Annotated in this window: 22 protein-coding genes; 5 read left to right on the top strand and 17 right to left on the bottom strand. The window is 59.2% G+C overall.

From position 1 onward, the window contains the following. The first annotated feature begins 57 nt into the window (after nucleotides 1-57). The 3 genes from I6G90_RS02195 to I6G90_RS02185 all read left to right on the top strand — a co-directional run bounded on the left by I6G90_RS02195 (nucleotide 58) and on the right by I6G90_RS02185 (nucleotide 3,851). On the top strand, nucleotides 58-804 hold the full coding sequence (locus I6G90_RS02195) for a DeoR/GlpR family DNA-binding transcription regulator (RefSeq protein ID WP_197929561.1): 747 nt from the start codon (nucleotides 58-60) through the stop codon (nucleotides 802-804). A gap of 172 nt (nucleotides 805-976) precedes the next feature. Next, complete coding sequence (locus I6G90_RS02190) at nucleotides 977-1,870, top strand: EamA family transporter (RefSeq protein ID WP_197929559.1); 894 nt, start codon at nucleotides 977-979, stop codon at nucleotides 1,868-1,870. A gap of 130 nt (nucleotides 1,871-2,000) precedes the next feature. Then, a complete protein-coding gene (locus I6G90_RS02185; RefSeq protein ID WP_197931140.1) occupies nucleotides 2,001-3,851 on the top strand; it encodes an extracellular solute-binding protein in 1,851 nt (616 codons plus the stop codon). Nucleotides 3,852-3,968: 117 nt separating this feature from the next. Here I6G90_RS02185 and I6G90_RS02180 read toward each other — a convergent pair whose 3' ends face one another. From I6G90_RS02180 to I6G90_RS02130, 11 genes are read right to left on the bottom strand one after another with little or no spacing between them, the layout of a single operon-like run. Next, nucleotides 3,969-4,361, bottom strand: a complete 393-nt coding sequence (locus I6G90_RS02180) for a DUF2750 domain-containing protein (protein WP_042057449.1) — start codon at nucleotides 4,359-4,361, stop codon at nucleotides 3,969-3,971. Then, the gene (locus I6G90_RS02175) at nucleotides 4,351-5,328 is read right to left on the bottom strand and encodes a LysR family transcriptional regulator (protein WP_197929557.1); all 978 of its coding nucleotides are present in this window, start codon (nucleotides 5,326-5,328) and stop codon (nucleotides 4,351-4,353) included. Before I6G90_RS02175 ends, I6G90_RS02180 begins: the two co-directional genes overlap by 11 nt. A gap of 13 nt (nucleotides 5,329-5,341) precedes the next feature. After that, nucleotides 5,342-6,118 carry a hypothetical protein gene (locus I6G90_RS02170; protein WP_128821457.1) on the bottom strand — a complete coding sequence of 259 codons (777 nt, stop codon included), beginning with the start codon at nucleotides 6,116-6,118 and terminating at the stop codon, nucleotides 5,342-5,344. Next, nucleotides 6,115-6,993: a metal ABC transporter permease gene (locus I6G90_RS02165; protein WP_182932581.1), complete on the bottom strand. Its 879-nt coding sequence runs from the start codon at nucleotides 6,991-6,993 to the stop codon at nucleotides 6,115-6,117. Before I6G90_RS02165 ends, I6G90_RS02170 begins: the two co-directional genes overlap by 4 nt. Further along, a complete protein-coding gene (locus tag I6G90_RS02160) occupies nucleotides 6,993-7,676 on the bottom strand; it encodes a metal ABC transporter ATP-binding protein (protein ID WP_182932582.1) in 684 nt (227 codons plus the stop codon). Before I6G90_RS02160 ends, I6G90_RS02165 begins: the two co-directional genes overlap by 1 nt. Next, the gene (locus tag I6G90_RS02155; protein ID WP_182934300.1) at nucleotides 7,676-8,548 is read right to left on the bottom strand and encodes a metal ABC transporter solute-binding protein, Zn/Mn family; all 873 of its coding nucleotides are present in this window, start codon (nucleotides 8,546-8,548) and stop codon (nucleotides 7,676-7,678) included. Before I6G90_RS02155 ends, I6G90_RS02160 begins: the two co-directional genes overlap by 1 nt. Further along, entirely contained in the window at nucleotides 8,548-9,018 is a 471-nt protein-coding gene (locus I6G90_RS02150) for a hypothetical protein (protein WP_197929544.1), read from the bottom strand. Before I6G90_RS02150 ends, I6G90_RS02155 begins: the two co-directional genes overlap by 1 nt. Further along, entirely contained in the window at nucleotides 9,002-9,310 is a 309-nt protein-coding gene (locus I6G90_RS02145) for a hypothetical protein (protein ID WP_182932584.1), read from the bottom strand. The genes I6G90_RS02150 and I6G90_RS02145 overlap by 17 nt, the downstream gene beginning before the upstream one ends. After that, nucleotides 9,307-10,116, bottom strand: a complete 810-nt coding sequence (locus I6G90_RS02140; protein ID WP_197929542.1) for a DUF4198 domain-containing protein — start codon at nucleotides 10,114-10,116, stop codon at nucleotides 9,307-9,309. Before I6G90_RS02140 ends, I6G90_RS02145 begins: the two co-directional genes overlap by 4 nt. Then, complete coding sequence (locus I6G90_RS02135) at nucleotides 10,113-10,595, bottom strand: DUF2271 domain-containing protein (RefSeq protein WP_197929540.1); 483 nt, start codon at nucleotides 10,593-10,595, stop codon at nucleotides 10,113-10,115. Before I6G90_RS02135 ends, I6G90_RS02140 begins: the two co-directional genes overlap by 4 nt. 12 nt (nucleotides 10,596-10,607) lie before the next feature. After that, nucleotides 10,608-11,231, bottom strand: coding sequence for a PepSY-associated TM helix domain-containing protein (locus tag I6G90_RS02130; protein WP_197929539.1), 624 nt, complete (start codon nucleotides 11,229-11,231; stop codon nucleotides 10,608-10,610). 376 nt (nucleotides 11,232-11,607) lie between these two features. Between I6G90_RS02130 and I6G90_RS02125 the strand changes: the two genes are divergently transcribed. Further along, nucleotides 11,608-13,722, top strand: a complete 2,115-nt coding sequence (locus I6G90_RS02125; protein WP_197929538.1) for a TonB-dependent receptor domain-containing protein — start codon at nucleotides 11,608-11,610, stop codon at nucleotides 13,720-13,722. A gap of 194 nt (nucleotides 13,723-13,916) precedes the next feature. On the opposite strand, the gene I6G90_RS02120 is transcribed toward I6G90_RS02125, so the two are convergent. Beyond that, nucleotides 13,917-14,468 (bottom strand): hypothetical protein, encoded by a 552-nt coding sequence (locus I6G90_RS02120; protein ID WP_197929537.1) that lies wholly within the window; start codon nucleotides 14,466-14,468, stop codon nucleotides 13,917-13,919. 245 nt (nucleotides 14,469-14,713) lie between these two features. Between I6G90_RS02120 and I6G90_RS02115 the strand changes: the two genes are divergently transcribed. Then, on the top strand, nucleotides 14,714-14,962 hold the full coding sequence (locus I6G90_RS02115; RefSeq protein ID WP_197929536.1) for a TIGR02647 family protein: 249 nt from the start codon (nucleotides 14,714-14,716) through the stop codon (nucleotides 14,960-14,962). On the opposite strand, the gene I6G90_RS21450 is transcribed toward I6G90_RS02115, so the two are convergent. The 5 genes from I6G90_RS21450 to pdhA all read right to left on the bottom strand — a co-directional run bounded on the left by I6G90_RS21450 (nucleotide 14,949) and on the right by pdhA (nucleotide 18,926). Continuing rightward, nucleotides 14,949-15,254, bottom strand: coding sequence for a hypothetical protein (locus tag I6G90_RS21450; protein WP_332260273.1), 306 nt, complete (start codon nucleotides 15,252-15,254; stop codon nucleotides 14,949-14,951). The two genes, I6G90_RS02115 and I6G90_RS21450, sit on opposite strands and share 14 nt — an antisense overlap. 90 nt (nucleotides 15,255-15,344) lie before the next feature. Next, nucleotides 15,345-15,554: a cold-shock protein gene (locus I6G90_RS02110; RefSeq protein WP_075112094.1), complete on the bottom strand. Its 210-nt coding sequence runs from the start codon at nucleotides 15,552-15,554 to the stop codon at nucleotides 15,345-15,347. A gap of 207 nt (nucleotides 15,555-15,761) precedes the next feature. Then, complete coding sequence (locus tag I6G90_RS02105; RefSeq protein ID WP_197931139.1) at nucleotides 15,762-16,862, bottom strand: dihydrolipoamide acetyltransferase family protein; 1,101 nt, start codon at nucleotides 16,860-16,862, stop codon at nucleotides 15,762-15,764. After that, complete coding sequence (locus I6G90_RS02100) at nucleotides 16,859-17,845, bottom strand: alpha-ketoacid dehydrogenase subunit beta (RefSeq protein ID WP_197929535.1); 987 nt, start codon at nucleotides 17,843-17,845, stop codon at nucleotides 16,859-16,861. The genes I6G90_RS02105 and I6G90_RS02100 overlap by 4 nt, the downstream gene beginning before the upstream one ends. Further along, nucleotides 17,838-18,926 carry a pyruvate dehydrogenase (acetyl-transferring) E1 component subunit alpha gene (pdhA, locus tag I6G90_RS02095; protein WP_197929534.1) on the bottom strand — a complete coding sequence of 363 codons (1,089 nt, stop codon included), beginning with the start codon at nucleotides 18,924-18,926 and terminating at the stop codon, nucleotides 17,838-17,840. The genes I6G90_RS02100 and pdhA overlap by 8 nt, the downstream gene beginning before the upstream one ends. Between the last annotated feature and the right edge of the window lie 175 nt (nucleotides 18,927-19,101).

The following is a 19,101-nucleotide window of genomic DNA, read 5'->3' as shown; positions in this document are numbered from 1 at the left end:
GGCAAGCCACCCCACGGGTGGCTTGCCGCTATCCACCACCTTGCATGCGAGCGCACCATGAACCCACGCCACCAACTGATCCTCACTCTGGTCCATCAGGCTCGCAAGATGAGCGTGAGTGAGCTCGCCCAACACACCGGCGTGTCGGAGGTGACGGTGCGCAACGACCTCACCGCACTGGAGAAACAGGGACTGCTCAGACGGGTACACGGCTCGGCCATGGCGCTGGAGACCGATGACCCGGATGCCCGGATGAACATCAATTACCTGCTCAAGGAGCGCCTCGCCGAGCGGGCCGCCCAGCTGGTGGAAGATGGCGAAACGGTCTTTATCGAAGGGGGCAGCGCCAACGCCATGCTGGCGCGCCATCTGGCCCTGCACAAACGGGTCACCATCATCACCATCAGCAGCTATATCGCCCATCTGCTCAAAGACACCCCGGCTCAGGTAGTGCTGCTTGGCGGGCTGTTCCAGCATCAGAGCGAAAGCGTGGTGGGGCCGCTGACGCGCCTCTGTATCGAGCAGGTGCACTTCTCCAAGGCCTTTATCGGGGTCGACGGTTTTCACCCCGAGGTGGGTTTCACCGGTCGCGACATGATGCGGGCCGACGTGGTCAACAGCGTACTGGCCAAGGGGATGACCAATGTGGTGATCACCGACAGCAGCAAATTTGGCGCCATTCACCCGAGCCAGCTTGGCGCACCGGGCCAGATCAGCGTGCTGGTCACCGACGATGCCCTGCCCGCCCCCATGCGTGCGGCTATCACCAACCGTGGTATTGCGCTGCACTGCGTCACGGCCTGATCTGCCCTGACCTTGCAACAAAAAGCAGCTACGGGCCTCTCAACCAGAAATATCCAAACGGGCCTTTGTCCTTGACACTCACCACCAGCTCAGGGGTATGCTCGCCCTCTTGCCGATCGCGCCGGGCTGTGTAAATCCGCGCGCCGCACTGCTGATGACAGGGATTTCAACCATGCAAACCAAGGACAAGTGTCTGGCCGCTCTGGTCATCCTCTGCTGGGGGCTCAACTTCATCGCCATCAAGTGGGGGCTGGAGGGGATACCACCGCTACTGCTGGGTGCGCTGCGCTTTATCGGCGTGGTCTTTCCCGCCATCTTGCTGGTGCCCAGGCCCGCCATGCCCTGGCGCTGGCTGCTGGCCTACGGCGGGGCCATCAGCCTCGGTCAGTTCGCCTTTCTGTTCAGTGCCATGAAGTTCGGCATGCCGGCGGGCATGGCCTCGCTGGTGCTGCAATCCCAGGTGGTGTTCACCCTGCTGTTCGCCATGATCTGGCTGGGGGAGCGCTGGCAGCCCCACCACTGGGTGGCGCTGCCGCTGGCGGGGCTCGGCCTCTATCTCATCGCCACCCACGGCGAAGGCAACCTGACCCTGCTCGGCTTCGTGCTGACACTGTGCGCCGCAGCCTGCTGGGGCCTTGGCAACGTCATCAATCGCCAGATTGGTCTGCGCTATCAGACCACGCTGCCGAGCCTGATCGCCTGGGGCGGTCTGGTGCCCATCCTGCCGTTTTTTGCCCTCTCCTGGCTGTTCGAGGGGCCGGAGCTGATAGCCAGCAGCCTGCTCAACTTCAGCTGGCAGGGATTGCTGTGCGTGCTTTATCTCTCGTATGTCGCGACCTGGCTGGGTTACGGCCTGTGGGGGCGACTGCTGATGCGCTACCCGGTGGCACAGGTGGCGCCCCTCTCCCTGCTGATCCCTTGTGTCGGCATGGTGGCGGCCGCCCTGCTGCTCGATGAACATCCGACCGCCATGCAGTGGCTGGGTTCAGGTCTGGTGCTGCTCGGCTTTGTGGTGCATCTGCTCGGTGGCCGACTGCGCGGGTTAAAACCACAGAGCGCGACTTGATGAGCGCCTGTCAATTCGCGCTATTTCATTGACCTGACAGGATAAAATTTTCATGATGAGCCAGTCCCTATCAGGGCTGACATTATCAGAGCGTGATCTGCAGGAAGCAGACTTTCAGGAGAGCAAGGATATGCCATCGACCATCACCGCCGGGGGGCGCCGCCTCCCCCCTATCATTCGCGCCACCGCCATCGCCCTGACCCTGTGCTGGAGCCCGTTTGGCTGGAGTGCCACGCTACCCGCTGATTTGAAGTGGGAGAGCAACAACCAGGATCCTCTCTATGCCGATCCGGCAGCCAGGCGCGGCGGCACCTTTCGCACCTTTATGACCAGCTTCCCCCTTACCTTGCGCAAATATGGCCCCGACTCCAACGGCGGCTTTGCCGGTTACGTGCGAGAGAGCAACCTGCCACTGCTGAGCACCCACCCCGTCACCGGCAATCCCATGCCGATGCTGGCCAACGAGTGGGCCTTCGGCGCCGACCACAAGACCCTCTATTTTCGCATCAATCCCAAGGCGCGCTGGTCAGACGGCCAACCGGTCACCGCCGATGACTGGCTCTTTACCCTCAAGATGATGCGCAGCAAAGAGATCAACGATCCCTGGTACAACAACTACTACAGCACCCAGATAGCCGACATCACCAAGTTTGATGATCGCACCCTGGCCATCACCAGCGGCACCGAAAAGAGCCGCCAGGATCTGCTCGAATCACTGCCCATCAGCCCGGAGCCGAGCCACGCCATCACGCTCACTGCCAACTGGGTCAAGGAGTACAACTGGAAGGTGTTGCCGGTCACTGGCCCCTATCAGCTCGATCAGGTGAAAAAGGGCAAGTCGGTTACCTTCAAGCGGATTGAAAACTGGTGGGGGGATGACGAACGTTACTTCCAGCATCGCTTCAATCCCGCGCGGATCGAGATCAAGGTGCTCAGGGATCTGAACATCGCCTGGCAGCACTTCCTGCGCGGCGATCTCGACACCTTCCCACTGGTGATGCCCAACTGGTGGCACGACAAGACCAAAACGTCGGAGTTCGAAAAGGGTTATATCTCGCGTATCTGGTTCTACAACCAGACCCCGCAATCGCCGATGGGGCTCTATCTCAACACCGCCGATCCGCTGCTGAGCAATCTCGATGTGCGGCTCGGGATCCAGCACGCCCTCAACCTCGACAAGATGCTCACCACCCTGTTGCGGGGGGATTACCTGCGCCTCAACAGCTATGGCGCCGGTCAGGGGGAGTTTACCAACAGCGAGATCAAGGCCCGTCCGTTCGCTCCCAAACTGGCGCGGGAATACTTTGCCAAAGCCGGTTTCAACAAGGTGGGGCCGCAGGGGATTTTGCAAAACGACAAGGGGCAGTCACTGACCCTCGCCATCACCTACACCACCGCAGAACACGCCCAGCGGCTCACGCTGCTGCGGGAAGAGGCCAAGAAGGCGGGGCTTAATCTCGAGCTCAACCTGATGGATGCCTCGGCCGGGTTCAAATCGATGCTGGAGAAAAAGCATCAGAGCGCCTGGATGGCCTGGAGCGGCGGCCGCTACCCCGCCTATTGGGAGTTCTTCCACAAGGTCAATGCCAACAAGCCCCAGACCAACAACATCATGAACATCGATGATGACGCCATCACGGCGCTGGTGGAGCAGTACGACAAGGAGTTCGACTTTGCCAAAAAGGCGGCCCTGTCACGGCAGATCCAGCAGCGGCTCTATGAGCTGGCCAGCTTCGTCCCTGCCTATCAGGTGCCCTACACGCGGGAAGGGGCCTGGCGCTGGATCAAACTGCCCAAGGAGCCCGCAACCCCCAAGAGCGAGCAGCTCTACTGGCCCCTCGGTGGCGACAACAGCGGTTACAGCTACGGTGGACTGCTGTGGATTGATGAAGAGGCAAAGGCACAGACCAAAGCGGCCATCAAGGCCGACCAAACGTTCCCGGTCGTGCTCCTGACTGACACCACTTATCGGCAACCGTAATTTTGGCCGCCCTCCTCTGCTCCAGCGAGCACAGGATGTCCGCCCCAAAAACGACAGACCCCGCACAGTGGCGGGGTCTTGTTTTGCAACCGGGTTGCTTGCAAGCAAACGAGGCAATTAGCCGCGCTTGGCCTGCTTCTCGGCAATGGCGTCAGCCACGTCGGCCGGCTCCAGCACGATGCCTTCCTGATCCGGGGTCGGGAACACGGCAACACACAGCTCGTCCTGCTCCATACCGTCAACCCAGCGCTCCAGCCACACTTTCAGGGTGATGGACTGCGGCTTGCAATCGGCCCACTCACCTTCGGCCCACGCCTTGGCGTACTCCGGGTGCGGCCATACCGGGATGCAATCTTCATCATCGGTGGTCAGCATCATGACGCCATGTTCGTCAGTCAGAACAAACAGCTCTTCATGCTCGACCAGCTTGCTGATGAAGTGTTCGTAACGGTAATCAGCGTTCAGTTGCAGCGCGGCATTGCGCTCGGTGTCGCTCAGTTCATAGCTCATTGGCCAAGTCTCTCTCTCGATAAAGGGCGCCATGTTCACATCTTGTCGGCAGCTTGTCCAGCTTGCACCCGCGCCAGGAGGGTGGGAGCGCACTGCGAATATGAGCCAGTAATGCACTGACCTTGCGCGGCTGCCGCCCATAAGGATAGAGCAATCCCACCTGCCATGGCACCGCTTGCCAACCCGGCAAACAGGGGATCAAGCTGTCCGGATGGGCCCGGTTCAGCGCCCGGACACGGGTATCTGGTAAAATACCGATGCCCCGGCCACGTCGCATCGCGCTGATCTGCATCCCCACATCATCAAACAGCAAGCGAGAGGGCGTAGGCTGGCACAGATACTCCCCCTCCTGTCGATGCCGTAACAGCACCCCGTCGTTGATCGTCGCGCCCTCACCAATCCAGTCATGGGTGCTCACATCCCTGGGGTGTTGTATCGGCTGCTGTCCTGCCAGATAGTCCGGGCTGGCATAAAGAGAGGCGGGCAGTTGCACCAACGGCTCGTAACGCAAACCACACTCGGGATCCGTCCCGAACCAGCACCAGATTTCACCCTGAGCGGCACTGTTGGGAGAGAGCTGCTCGTCTGTTTTCAGACTGATCCTGGCCCCGGGATAGTGCTCCAGAAACGACTCAAGCGCTTCCACAAACCATGTCTCGGCACAGACGGGGTGACAGCGTACCTGCAACTCCCCGCTCACCTCTTCCCGCAGATCCTCCATCACCTGCAGCCCTTGCTGCGAGAGTCGCAGCATCTGCCGGGCATAGGATTCAAATAATCGACCCGCCTCCGTCAGTTGCAGTCGATTGCTCTGACGACGCAATAACGGCTGACCAACCCGCAGCTCCAGCTGGGCGAGACGACGGCTCATGGTCGATTTCGGGAAACCGAGTTGATCGGCGGCAGCGGTTAGACCGCCGCACTCGACCACGGCGCAGAATATTTTAATTTCGATCAGGTCCAGCATTCACATTCCCGCATCAATCGGCTGTTGGCGCGAGCTGGCGAACCAGAGCTTGCTGATTTTGCATCAGCCAGACTTCGATCGGCTGATCTCCAAGCCGCAGCAAGGGGTCCGGCTGCCAGATGCCACGGGAACGCCCTTTGAGCGGACGACTGGTCAGCACCAGATCGGCCTGCTGTTGCGGCACCAATGGCAGACCGAGCGCCTGCGCCAGTGGCATCAGCCGTTGATCGGCCACCGCCAGACTGGCCACATTGTGCGCCAGCAGCACATCGTCAAACGCCATGGCACTGCCCTGCACCGCCCGCAGCAATCGCTGGCGATTGCGTTCAATCTGCGCGCTCTGGGCTGGCCACATACGGGCCAGATCCCGCGCGGCCACATTGCCCATCAGGGTCAGATTGCCAAAATCGAGCCAGAAGTAGTCCCCCTCCCCGTCCGCTCGCAGGGTCACTTTGGCGCCTGCCGGCGCCAGCTCCCGCGCGACATCAATGGGCACGACCCGGATCTGGCGCTGGCGCAACAGGGGATATATCGCCAGCTCCGGCTGCAACGACTCCATCGTCAGCAGGGCATCGGCCGGTCCCAGGGTGGCCACGTCCACCTTGCTCAGCCAGCCGGGGATCCGGTTCAGCGGCAATCTGGCGGGCGGCAGATAACGGGCGACGATACCGGTGTCGGCCAACAGCGAAAGGTTGATGGCGTGCAACACCGGCACGGTACTGACCACGGTCGGCGCAGCCCACAACGGCAACGCCAGCAGGCCGAGCAGCAAACAAACAAAGGATCTCATTCAATGGTTCTCCAGCGACGGTAACCGAGCGCAAGTACAAAAAAGAGCGAGGCAAACATCACGATGGCCGCCCCGGAAGGCAGTGGCAGGGCGCCCGCCATCGGCACCAGAATGCCGAGGAAGCAACTGAGGGTTGAAAACAGCACCGAGAGCCAGAAAAACTGGGCACCACTGCGACTCACCAGTCGGGCCGCCGTTGCGGGGATAAGCAGCAGCGCCCCCACCAGAATGGCCCCAATCACCTTGACCGAGGCGACCGTCATCAGGGCAATCAGCAACACGAACAGATAGTCATAGAGACGCACCGCCACCCCGCGGCTGCGCGCCAACTCCGGCGCCAGACTCGCCAGCAGGGCGGTATTGGTTCCGCGCAGCAACATCAGCAGCGCAGGAATGGCAATGATCAGCAGCACTAGCAGGTCGAGATCCTTGACCGTCAGGATCGAGCCAAACAGCACGTTTTCCAGGATATGTACGTTGACCCGCTTGGCCACATAGAGCAGCAAGGCGGCCCCCAGCGCGATGGCAAACGAGAGGAACACGCCCACCAACGCATCATAAGGGATCTGGGTGCGGCTCTTGACCCAGTGGAGCAGCAGGGCAAATAGGATGCAAAAACAAAACAGCGCCACCAGCGGCGCCGTCGCCGGTTCGCCCAGCAAGATCCCGAGAGCCACACCGGTCAGGGCACCGTGGCCGACCGCTTCGGAGAAAAACGCCAGCCGCTTGACCACCACCAGCGGGCCCAGCGCCCCGAGCAGAGGCCCCATCAAGAGGGCCGCTACCAGGGCATTGGTCAGAAAGGCGTACTGGAACATCTCGGGCAAATAGCCGCTTGCAAAGAGGGAGAATACCCATTGACGCAGACTCTCCATCACGCCACCTCCAGTTGGGCATCGGCAAACACCTCATCCGGGGTACCGACCGCTGCCAGCCCGCCATCAATCACCCATACCCGGTCGGCATAACGCCTCACCCAGGTCATGTCATGATGCACCACCAGCAAGGTGGCCCCTTGCCCGCGCAGTTGCAGCAGCAAGCGGTTAACCATCTCTTGTCCCTCTTGATCCAGCCCGGTCATGGGCTCATCCAGACACCAGAGTTGACTCCCCTGATCCAGCCCTTGTGCCAGCAGCAAGCGCTGGCGTTCCCCCCCAGACAGCTGACCGAGGCGCAAATGTCCCTTCCCGGTCAGCCCGACTTGCGCCAACAGCTGATCGATCCGCACTTTCGCCGCCGACGTCATCGGCAACCACAGGGGGCGGCGCGAGAATGTCGCCAGCAGGAATTCGTTGATGGTGATGGGCAGGGATGGCTCAAACTGGCTCTGCTGCGGCACATAAGCCACCGGACCCGGCGCCCCCGCCCACTCCCGAAACACGTCGCCGCTATGGGGTCGCAGACCCAGCACGCACTTGAGCAAGGAGGATTTGCCCGCGCCGTTGGGGCCAACGATGGCATGCAGCTTGCCCGCCGCGAAGGTGCCATCGATGGGCTGGAGTATGCTCACCCGATTGAGCGACAAGGCAAGCCCTTGCAGCAGGATTGACGGCCCCATCAGCTGGCCTGCGCCGCCAGTGACAGCGCCTTGACCAGGGTCTTGAGGTTGTGATCCATCTCGCGGCTCACCAGGTCAGGGTCATAGTCACCAAACGTCATGTGGGAGAAGTGGTAAATCCGGATCCCGGTGGCGTTCTGGATCAGCTCCACGTAGCGGTTATCCATATCCAGCTCGGTAAACAGCACCTGAATATTGGCCGCCTTGATCCGCTCAATAGTCTGCTGCAACTGGGTCGCATTGGGCTCAACCCCGTGGGCCGGTTCAATGACGGTGTCGATGCCGATGCCAAACTCCTGCAGCAGATAGCCGTAGGCATTATGGGTACTGGCGATGCGCACACTGGCCAGATCCAGCGTCAACAACTCAGCCCGGTAGCGGTTCTTGATGGCTCGCAGGCTGCGGGCATAGGTCAGGGCATTTTGCTGAAAATAGTCGCGGTTGGCCGGATCAAGTCGCCCCAGCTCGCGAGCAATGGTATAGACCTGACGCACCGCGGCATCGATGGCCACGAAGGTATGGGGGTTGTAGCTCCCCTTGCTGGTGGCGAGCAGCGGCAAGTCGGCATTGGCGTAAATCCGGGTCAGCTTGGGCAGCGCCAGCCCCTCAAGGGCATGTACCGCAAACTCGTCATGGCCGATGCCGTTGAGCACCAGTGCATCCATGCTGCTCAAGCGCTTGAGATCGCTCGGTTGCAGTTCATAGCTATGGGGGTTGAAGCCGCTCTCGATCAGCGGCACCACCTTGGCACGATCACCCACGATATGGTGCACATAGCTGTAATAAGGGTGAAGGGTGATCCCCACGGTCAACGGCTTGCTCCATGCAACAAGGGGGGTCAGCAGCAGGCTCAGGCCCAGAAAAATACGCATCATGGTGTCATCAAAATCCAGTGGAGAGGTGTAGTGCAGTCAGAGATGCCGGATGCCCCTTCGCCATCGAGAAAAATGGCATTAGCAGGCAACGAGACAAGCCAGCGCGCATCGGGTTCGCCCACTCGTGGTCCCAGCCAGCAGCCATTGGCCAGCTCTTGCCAGCCCCCCTCGCTAAAAGGGGGGATCAGGGCTTGCTCCATGGCGGCCAGCGCGGGCCAGTGGCCATCACTGGCCATAAAGCCGGCCTCATCGAGGGCGATAACCAGCTCGGTCAGCTGCTGACGGCCAGCCGGGGTGAGATCAGGCGTTTGTGCCACAGGCGTGTCTGGCGCCTGACGCAAATAGATCCCCACTACCCCGCACAACAAGACGGCGGCGGTGAACAGTGCCACCCAGCGGTTCTCATTGCGGCCATCATCCGGCACGACGCGCTCACGGCAGCCGCTCATCTCAGAGCAGCTCGGCATAATCAAATTCAGCGGGTTCTTCATGTCCGGCATCGAAGCGGATATAAAACTCCCCCTCCGGCTCGGTGAAACGCGCTTCCGAACGGCCATTGGCCTTGACGGAGAACAGCACCTCGTCGTCATAGCTATACATGACGACCTCGGCACCGCTCGCCAGGGTACCGTCGCTGTAGCCCACCTTGCAGACCAGTTCGTTACCCTCACGGCCACAATCCATCACCGGATAGTGAGCTTGTGCGGCCAGCGGCATCAGCAGGGCCAGAGCGGGCAGCCACTTGTTACACAGGATCATTGCGGCAATACCTCGAAGGTCAGCAGGTAATTGATCGCAACCTTGTCAGCCATCGGCGATTGGCTGGCCTGCTCAATGTTGGCAGAGAGCAGGTGCGGGCCGGTCTGGGTCGGGGTCACCGTCACCACACCATCCTTGTCGCTGACCAGTTCCTGCTGCTGGCGCCCGTCGCGCCACTGAGTACCGTGACCCACCACTTCCACCTTGCGATCGGCCAACGGCTGACCCTCAAACGTCAGACGAAAACGGGCCGCTTCACCCACCACCACATCACTGGGGTGGGTCAAGGGTTGCAGCTCCAGTCCCTGACCCGTGCTCTTGAGCACGGTATCGCTCGGGGTGTTACGGGTGACATAGAAGGCGCTGACATTTTGCATGGCATAGGTGGTTACCCCTTGCGCCTTGGCGGGCACCTGAGCGGCCGCCTCCTGCTTGTTCGCCATGATCCGGCGTTCGGTATTGCGCTTGCCAATGGTATAGGCGGTGACATAGCGAGGCGGATTGCGCAGCTCGATCTTGTAAGTGCCCACCTCATTCACGGCCAGATCGAACACGCTGCGGCGCTGTCCCTTGTAATAAGGACCGGTTCGGCCGGGGTTGCCTGCCGGGTCATAGACGGTGACATTGTCCAGCCCGATCGGCTTGTCAAAGCTGAAGACCCCGTGGGAGGCGGTACCATCCACGGTGATCCAGTGATCCTTGTCGCTCGACACGTTGAACTCGCTCGGCAGCATCCAGACCGGATGAGCGGCCGCACAGGTGGCGAACAGGGCGAGCAGCCCCCAGCCAGCAGAATATTTGGTCATGATTTAACTCCGGTATGTATGGTGATCGGGCCCAGTTCGGCGACCGGTTTCAGGTGGTAGCTGGCTGTTTGGCCAAGCTCAATGGGTTGGCTGACCAGAGAACGGCTGCCATGTTCGCGCACGGCTTCGATATGCAGGGAGTAGCGTCCCGACGGCAGGGCATTCCCCTGATGGTCACGGCCATCCCAGTGCAGCTGGTGCACGCCCGGTTTACGAGTCGCACCGGAGACGCCATCCGGCAGGCCGTTCTCATAACGACCACTTTTTCGCCACCAGCGCCGCATATCCTTGAGCCAGTCCGCCTCTTTGCGCCAGACGGTGATGGTCGCCACCGCCTGTTGCCGGGGGTTTTCAACCCAGACCGCAACATAAGGACGGTATTGGCTGCCTTCGTGGCGGGGCAGTTCCAGCGACAGAGTGACGTCAGCAACCGCTGGCAAGCTCGCCAGCGAGAGTGCCAGCATGGTGGATTTGAGCATCCGGGACTCCGTTTAGTAGTAGAGGATCACGAAATAAAGCACGCCCATCAGGGCCGCGCCCGTCACACTCAGGCCAAACAGGCTGGTGCGACGATTGCGCCGGGACAACACCAGCCAGAACCCGGTCAGGGTAAAAAGCAGCATCACCAACGAACTGAGATCGATAAACCATCGCCACATCTCACCGCTGTAACGACCCATGTGCAGATCGTTGAGCACGGCCAGGACGCCAGATGGCTGGGTCTCAATCCTCACCTCTGCCAAGGCGGGTTCAATCTCGACCAGGCTGTAACCGCCGGGACGCTTGATGTCGAGGGTGAGCAACTGCTCTTCGGCATTCCACTCCATCACCATCTCGCCTCCCTCGAGCCCGTGTTGCTGGCGTAACCAGTGAAACAGCTGAGTACCAGCCAACAGCGGATCCTCCTGCCATAAACCGGTCTCGGCCCACAGGGGCGGTAATGACAGCTGTTGCTGGATCAGGGGAGACGGGGCGGGTAGCCATTGGCGGTTATTGAGAGTCAATCCGGTCAGGGTGAAAAAGAGCATGACCATCAGCATCAGCATGGAGCTGTAGGTATGCAGAGGCCGGACCCAGCGAGGTACATGGTGAGGACGGGCAGAGTGGCTCGACATGATAAAGAAAAGCTCCCGCAGGATGGTCGTCATAAGCGGCGGCAAACTATTGTAAATGCGAATCATTGTCAATGGCGTTTAATTAACGTTATTGACAACAACACTTTTTTTGCGGGAGGGCGGCGTCGTCATTTTGTGCTACTGAAAAAATAACCAACTGATTTTAAATGAAATTAATCCTCAAGCGATTAATTAACTATCACCCGAGGTACAGCCTCCTCTCGCGAGTTCCAGTTTTTGGAACGACAGGTTCCATAAACATCACTCTCTGCGCGTTGTGACTTTGCATAGAATGCTGCCGCGAAAGGATGATAATGATTATCAATAATAATTTTGGTAGTTCAGCAGAGTTCAGAATATAAACAGGAGAGTTAACATGCCCATGCCTCAACCATCCCACCTCGGTTACGCCATTGCGCTCGCCTTGCTGCCTGCGGGTGCAACCCTGGCCCAGACCATCAATGAAACCATGGTGGTCACAGCATCCGGATTTGAGCAGAAGGTCACCGATGCCCCCGCCAGCATCACGGTCATCACCCGCGAAGATCTGGAACAAAAACGGGTGGCCAGCATTGCTGATGCACTCAGCGATGTGGAAGGGGTGGATGTGGGAGGCAGCGTCGGCAAGACTGGTGGCCTGAATATCAGCATGCGGGGTATGCCCAGCGACTACACCCTGGTACTGATCGATGGGCGCCGTCAGAACAATGTGGGGAACGTGACCCCCAATGGATTCGGTGAAACGTCCAACAGCTTTATGCCGCCAGTGGCCGCCATTGAGCGCATCGAAGTGATCCGTGGCCCCATGTCGACGCTCTACGGCTCAGATGCCATGGGGGGGGTGGTCAACATCATTACCCGCAAACCCGCCAAGGAGTGGATGGGTGCCCTGACGCTGGAAAATACCCAGCAGCAACACAGTGAGTTTGGCGACAGTGCCGGCGTCAGTTTCTATACCAGCGGCGCCGTCATTGAAGACAAGCTGGGACTGACCCTGCGTGGCAGCCTGTTTGATCGCAGTGCCTCTGACATTCGCTATCAAGATGCGAATGGCGTGGAGAAAACACCGATCATGGGGGCAAATCCGGTTAAATCGGATATCCGCAACCTGGGAGGACGGTTGACGTTCACCCCTACCGACAATCAGGACATCTGGTTCGATGTTGACCGCGGCACCCAAGAGTATGACAACAGTGAAGGCCAGCTTGGCACCCTGGATACGCCGACCAAGATCGGGGGTTATGACAAACAGCAACGCTATACCCGCGATCAGTATGTGCTGGCTCACGATGGCCGTTTCAATTTCGGCAACCTCTCCAGCAGCATTACTCGCAGTGAAACCGACACCGCAGGGCGTACCCTGCCCAAGGGCGTTCCGGGCAAAACCGCAGGCGCACCGCGCACTCTGGAGCTGGAGAACACCATTGTCGACAGCAAGCTGGTCACCGTACTGGGCGATAACACCCTCTCGGTAGGTGGTCAGTGGTGGAAAGCCGAGATGATCGACGGCGTCGCTACTGCACCGTTTGAGCATACCCAATGGGCGCTATTTGCCGAAGATGAGTGGCGTTTCCTGCCCGACTGGGCACTAACCATCGGCGCCCGTCACGATGATCACAGCGTATTTGGCAGCCAGCTCAGTCCCCGTGGATATCTGGTATGGGATGCCAGCAGCAACTGGACCTTTAAAGGCGGTGTCAGCCAGGGTTACAAGACCCCTCGCCTGGATCAACTGACCAGCGGGATCGTCGGATTTGGTCGTCAGGGTGCCTTGCCGCTGATCGGTACTCCCAGCCTGACGCCCGAAACCACCACCAGCTCTGAAATAGCCGCCTACTATCAGGCCGATAACGGCTTTAACGCCAACGTCACCCTGTTCCACAACGACTTCCACGACAAGATCGCCAGTGGTACGCCGGTGGCTAACTGTCACTACAGCAAGGTGCCCAATCAGCCGGGTTGTATCGACATTGGCACCAACTGGAATGACATCAAGGAGTTTGGCCAGACGGTCAACATCGATGAAGCCATTACCCGGGGCGTAGAGGTGGGATCTTATATTCCGTTGGCCGAATACTGGGATCTCAAGGCCAACTACACCTTCACCGACAGCGAGCAGAAATCGGGCAAACAAGCGGGCCAGCCACTGACCGATACCCCCAAGCATATGGTCAACATGAAGCTGAACTGGCAAACCACAGCCCAGCTCAATACCTGGTTGCAGGGGGAATATCGCAGCAAGCGTTGGCGCGGAGTGGGTGCCGAGCAAGATGCGTTTGGTGATTACAGCGCGTTTACCCTGTTCCATCTGGGGGCGTCTTACCGGATCAGCGACAACGTAACCGTCAATGGCACCATCTACAACTTGCTGGATGAGGACTTCTTGCAGTACCACGCCTATAACGACGGTGGCAAAACCGCGTATGCCAACGAATACAACAACAATCAGGAAGGGCGCCGCTTCTGGATCTCGACCAACATTACCTTCTGATCTGCTGACGTTTACTTAACCAGGATGGCCCGTCATGGGCCATCTATTTTCAACCTTCTCTAGCCAAACGCACATCATGGGGGAGCAGATACTCTTCTCCCGACCACTCCTCGCGCTACAGCTCAACCTTCCTGTACAACCGCTGTTTGTGGTTGAACAGCCTCTTCATCTGCGTACCGAAACCACCTTCCTACTCACTCAATCGAGGGAGCGCAGAGGCTGATGTCCGTTTGCTCACTGAGCTTTTGCCGCAGCCAGTAGGCGGACTCCACTTCGACAAAGCAGAGCAGATCCCGGCCCTTGGCCGCCATCGCCATCAGCTGTTCAAAACGCAGCTGTTGTTGCTGCTCCCAGGCGGCCGCGAGCTTGGCCCCGTGTGCCTCATCCACCACTTCGCGGCGCAGCTCGAACAGGTTATCGGTGATCGGGCTATTGATCTTGGCGGCGCTGTGCCAGTACATCAGCAGGTTATCCATCATCTCGCTGTCGTAGTTGGCAAGCGCATCCAGCTCGGGCGTCTCGCCACTGTCGCTGGCGGCAAAATCACACCAGCCTGCATCGAGTGAAGCCAGTTCATGAGCCCCCTTGGCATGCTTGCGCAGCAGCGCAATATCGGCCCCCTTGCGCGCAGGCAACCACACCTCGCCCTGATGGGCATCCAGCAGTGACGTCAGCGAAGCGGTAGGGTAGACAGGAAAGCGGGCACAAAGTGAATGCAGCAGGGATACCAGAGTGATCTTGACCATGAGCGATACCTTGAACAGGGCGAACAGCCACCAATAGACCGTCCGATATAAAGAAGTGCCCTATCCTATCACGTTTGGCCCGGCTCGACCCTTGGCGACGCTGTTAGCCAACCATCTGATTACGCCGAAAAAAACAGCATTTGAAACGCAGCATCCAGCCAAAGATCAATAATTTGAGCCAGCGCCCACTAAAGTGGATCCGGGGATGCTAATTTGCATACATCTTTAGCGTAAGGAGTAAATCCATGATTGGGATCGACCAGGTTTCTAACGAATTCGTGAACGATTTGAAAATACTGGCATGCTTTGATCCGGCCAACATGAGCCTGGGGATTAAATTACGCAGCGATATGTCTGATGAATTGTGCCAAGCAGCGGTTCGTCTGCATCAGCAGGGACTGATCAGTGCAGAAGATGGCGGCTATCTCACCCCGTTTGGCATGACCATGGTTGAACACCTGCAGCACCTGCTGGTCGCACTCAAACCGCTTTGACGGGCTGTGGTGCCCAGAGTGAAAAGTTAAGTAGCTCCCAATGTGCCCCCTGGCGTAGATGACAGGCAAACAGCAAAGGACCTTCGGGTCCTTTTACTTTGCCATCCACCAGCCACTCCCTTTCCCTTTCAGGGACCAGTCGTGCATGGACCTCATAGGGCTGTAGAGCAGCCCCCATCCTGACCTGGACAAATTGCTGGCAGATAGCCTGCACTTCCATCGCGGATTGAACCGGTACCGGCGCGTCAGAGATCGGTGTAAGGGTGGCAACAAGCAGAAGCGATAGCAGCATGATTCAGCACATGTGAGTCAGTAGCGGGAGCCAGATAAACAAAAAGCCGTGGCACCAGAGGTACCACGGCTTTCTTAAATTCTGTAAGAATTACAGAGCAGTTACGTTCTCAGCCTGCGGGCCTTTCTGACCTTGGGTCACAGAGAACTGTACGCGCTGACCTTCAGCCAGGGTGCGGAAACCGGCACCTTGAATAGCGCTGAAGTGAACGAAAACGTCCGGGCCGTTTTCTTGCTGGATGAAGCCAAAACCTTTGGTTTCGTTGAAAAACTTAACGGTACCGGTGATCATGTTAGACATATCTTTAAACCTGTATTCAAAATAATTACTTATGCTTTTCAGCGGATAAAGCTCAAAAAACGGGATTAACTTATGAACAACAGGACAAGATGTAGAACATCGTATTCATTGACATAACTATCGCCCTTTCAAGCTGATTTGGATTATACGTGGCTTTGTAGATTACGCAAACAAATTTGTGCCCTGCCAATGACAGGGCGCAAACCGTTATAAGGTGGCCGTTTCCAACGCTTCGACCAACGCTCTGAGAAAACGTGCCGCCTCCCCGCCCGTGCATGCCCTGTGATCGAATGTCATCGACAGTGGCAGAGCCCTGACGGGGCGAGCTTCACCATGAATGAACACCACTTTCTCGAACAGCTTGCCTGCCCCTATGATGGCCACCTGCGGCGGCGTGACGATGGGGCTGGCGTAGCGGCCTGCGATGGCGCCGAAGTTGGTGAGCGTAATGGTCGCCCCCTGCAACATTTCGCGAGGCACAGCGCGCGCCTTCACATCGGCGATCATCCGATCCAGCCCCTGCCGGATATCCGCCCCCTCGCGCTCGGCCACGTTCTCCATCACCGGCACATAGAGACCATGTTTGGAATCCACCGCAATGGCCACATTGACCTCGTTGAACAGCCGTCTTGACAGGGTTTCGCCATCAAACCAGGCATTCATCGACGGCTCGGCGCGGCACGCCACGCCAATGGCCTTGATAAGGCGCACCGTCACGTCTTCATCGGATCTCCAGTGACGCAAATCCACCTCGTCGGTGATGCTGACCGGCACCACCGTCTGATGAGAGTGCTCCATCGCCTTGGCCATGGCCCGCCGCGCCCCTTTGAGAAACTCGTTGCCGCTGCTCTGCTGAGCCTCGAATGCCTGCTGCACATCCAGCTCGGTCACCATGCCGCCGCTGCCATTTCCCCTGATCCGCTCGATATCCAGACCCAGTTTTTGTGCCAGCAGCCGCACCGCTGGCATGGCTTGTACCAGCATGCCACCCGGGGCAATGGCCCCCACCACGAAGTGATCCTCAATGTGCTGCTGATGGGCGCTCACCTTGCCCACCACGGTGCCATCATCCTCACCCCCCTCAAACTCCACCAGCGGTGCACCGATATGGAGGATATCCCCCTCGGCGCCACAGAGACGTGCAATTACCCCGGCCACCGGAGAGGGCACATCCACCAGCGCCTTGGCCGTTTCCACCGACAACAGCACCTGATCGACCGCGACGGTATCCCCGGCACTCACCTTCCATTCGACGATCTCGGCTTCGGCCAACCCTTCACCCAGATCCGGTAATTTGAAAAATTTCATAGCCACTGGTTCTCCATCAGCTGGTGAGCGGCATCGGCGATATCCTGCTCGGTGATGAGGTAATACGCCTCGTTGCGATAGTAGGGGACGGCGGCATCCACGCCGGTCAGCCGCTTGGGCGGTGCCTTGAGGCTGGGAAGTGCCTGCTCGGTCACCCGCGCCACAATTTCGGCCCCGACTCCGAAGCTGCCACACGCCTCGTGCACCACCAGCAAGCGCCCGGTCTTGCGCACCGAGGTGAGGATGGTCGCCATATCCAGCGGCTTGATAGTGGCCAGATCCAGCACCTCGCACTGGATGTCCTGCTCGGCCAACAGGTTCGCCGCCCGCATCACCTCCTGAATGCAGGCACCCCAGGCCACCACTGTGATATCCCGGCCCGGGCGCAGGGTGAAGCAGACATCCAGCGGCAGGCCGACACCGTCATCCACCACCTCGGATTTCATCGAGCGATAGATGCGATCGGGTTCGAAAAACATCACAGGATCCGGATCACGGATGGCCGAGAGCAGCAAGCCATAGGCGCGCCTCGGGCTGGAGGGGATCACCACCCGCAGCCCGGGAATATGGGCAAACAGCGCCTCGACGCTCTCGCTGTGGTGCTCCGGCGAATGGATGCCTGCGCCATAGGGAGAGCGATAGACAAGGGGACAGGAGAGGCGGCCACGAGTACGGTTTCGCATCCGCGCCGCCTGACAGATGATCTGCTCCATCCCGGGGAAGATGAAGCCCTGAAACTGGAACTCCGCCACCGGCTTGAGCCCCTGGGTGGCCATGCCGACCGCCACCCCGGCGATCAACCCTTCAGCCAGCGGCGTGTCGATCACCCGCTTGAAACCGAACTTGTCGCGCAGGCCCACGGTGGCGCGAAATACCCCGCCGTTGACTCCCACATCCTCGCCTAGTACCACCACATCCGGGTCGTGTTCCATCTCGTAGTGAAGGGCCATGTTGACCGCTTCCAGCAAACTGATCTCACTCATGGCCAACCTCCTGCTTCATCCCCTTGGCAATCACTCGCTCGCGCTGGGGCAACAGTTCGGCGGGCAGGCTGGCGTAGTGATAATCGAGCATCGCCTCCGGTGGCTGGGGCGCCATCGCCTCATAACGGGCGACCGCTTGCTCTACCTCTCGGGCAGCCTCTGCCAGCAAGCTCTGCTCTTGCCCTTCATCCCACCACCCTTTGCTGTGCATAAACTGGCGCAGCCGCTTGACCGGCTCCTTGGCCCAGGCAGCCTCGACCTCGGCCCCATCGCGGTAGCGAGTGGCATCGTCGGCCGTGGTGTGATCCCCTAGACGATAACTGACCGCCTCGATCAAAGTCGGCCCCTTGCCGCTGCGGGCCCGTTCGATGGCACTGCGAGCGGCATCGTAGACCGCCACCACATCGTTGCCATCCACCTGCAGGCTACGAACACCGGCGCCAATCCCTTTCTGGGCCAGCGTAGGGGCGCTCGATTGCAGCTTACGCGGCACCGAGATGGCCCACTGGTTGTTGTTGACGATGATGACCATCGGCAGGTGCCAGACACCGGCGCAGTTGAGCCCTTCCAGAAAATCCCCCTTGGAGGTGCCGCCATCGCCGATGGTGACAACGGCGACACGCGGTTGATTACGCAGTTTGAAGGCAGACGCAATGCCACAGGCGTGGGTGATCTGGGTGGCGATGGGGACGCAGATGGGGAGATCTTCAGAGGGGGTCCCATCGGGTTTGAGAAAATAGCTGCCCCGCTCGTCACCGCCCCAATATTGCAGGTTCTTCTCCATCGGCACGCCCCGCGCATAGAGAGTAGGCATATCCCGGTAGTAGGGAACGTAGACATCCTGCGACTGCATGGCGAGACCAATGCCAATCCCCACGGCTTCCGCCCCGAGGTGGGAGGGAAAGGTACCGAGCTTGCCGGTTCGTTGCAGCGCAATCGCTTTTTTGTCATAGCTGCGCACCATCACCATGTTGCGGTAGAAGGTGTGCAGTATCGCCTTGTCCAGCCAGGTCGGTAAGGTGGCGACCTGGCACCCTTCCGCATCGAGGTAACGAAGGAAAGGGATGTCGACATGGGTCATAACTGGCTCCTTGCCGTTGTAGGCGTCACCGATGCTGGTGACACTTAGATGTAAATACCTTGTTAAATAAAAAGCAAAGGGATTTACTCAGGTAAGACCAGTAGAAACTTCTTTAAAGTAGCGAAGGAGCTGAATTTTCGGCGATGAGTGGCAAGGTATGCCGTAAATGGTGCAA

The organism is Aeromonas allosaccharophila (assembly GCF_016026615.1).
Classification (GTDB): Bacteria; Pseudomonadota; Gammaproteobacteria; order Enterobacterales; family Aeromonadaceae; genus Aeromonas; species Aeromonas allosaccharophila.
This window is presented reverse-complemented; position numbering and strand designations above follow the sequence as displayed.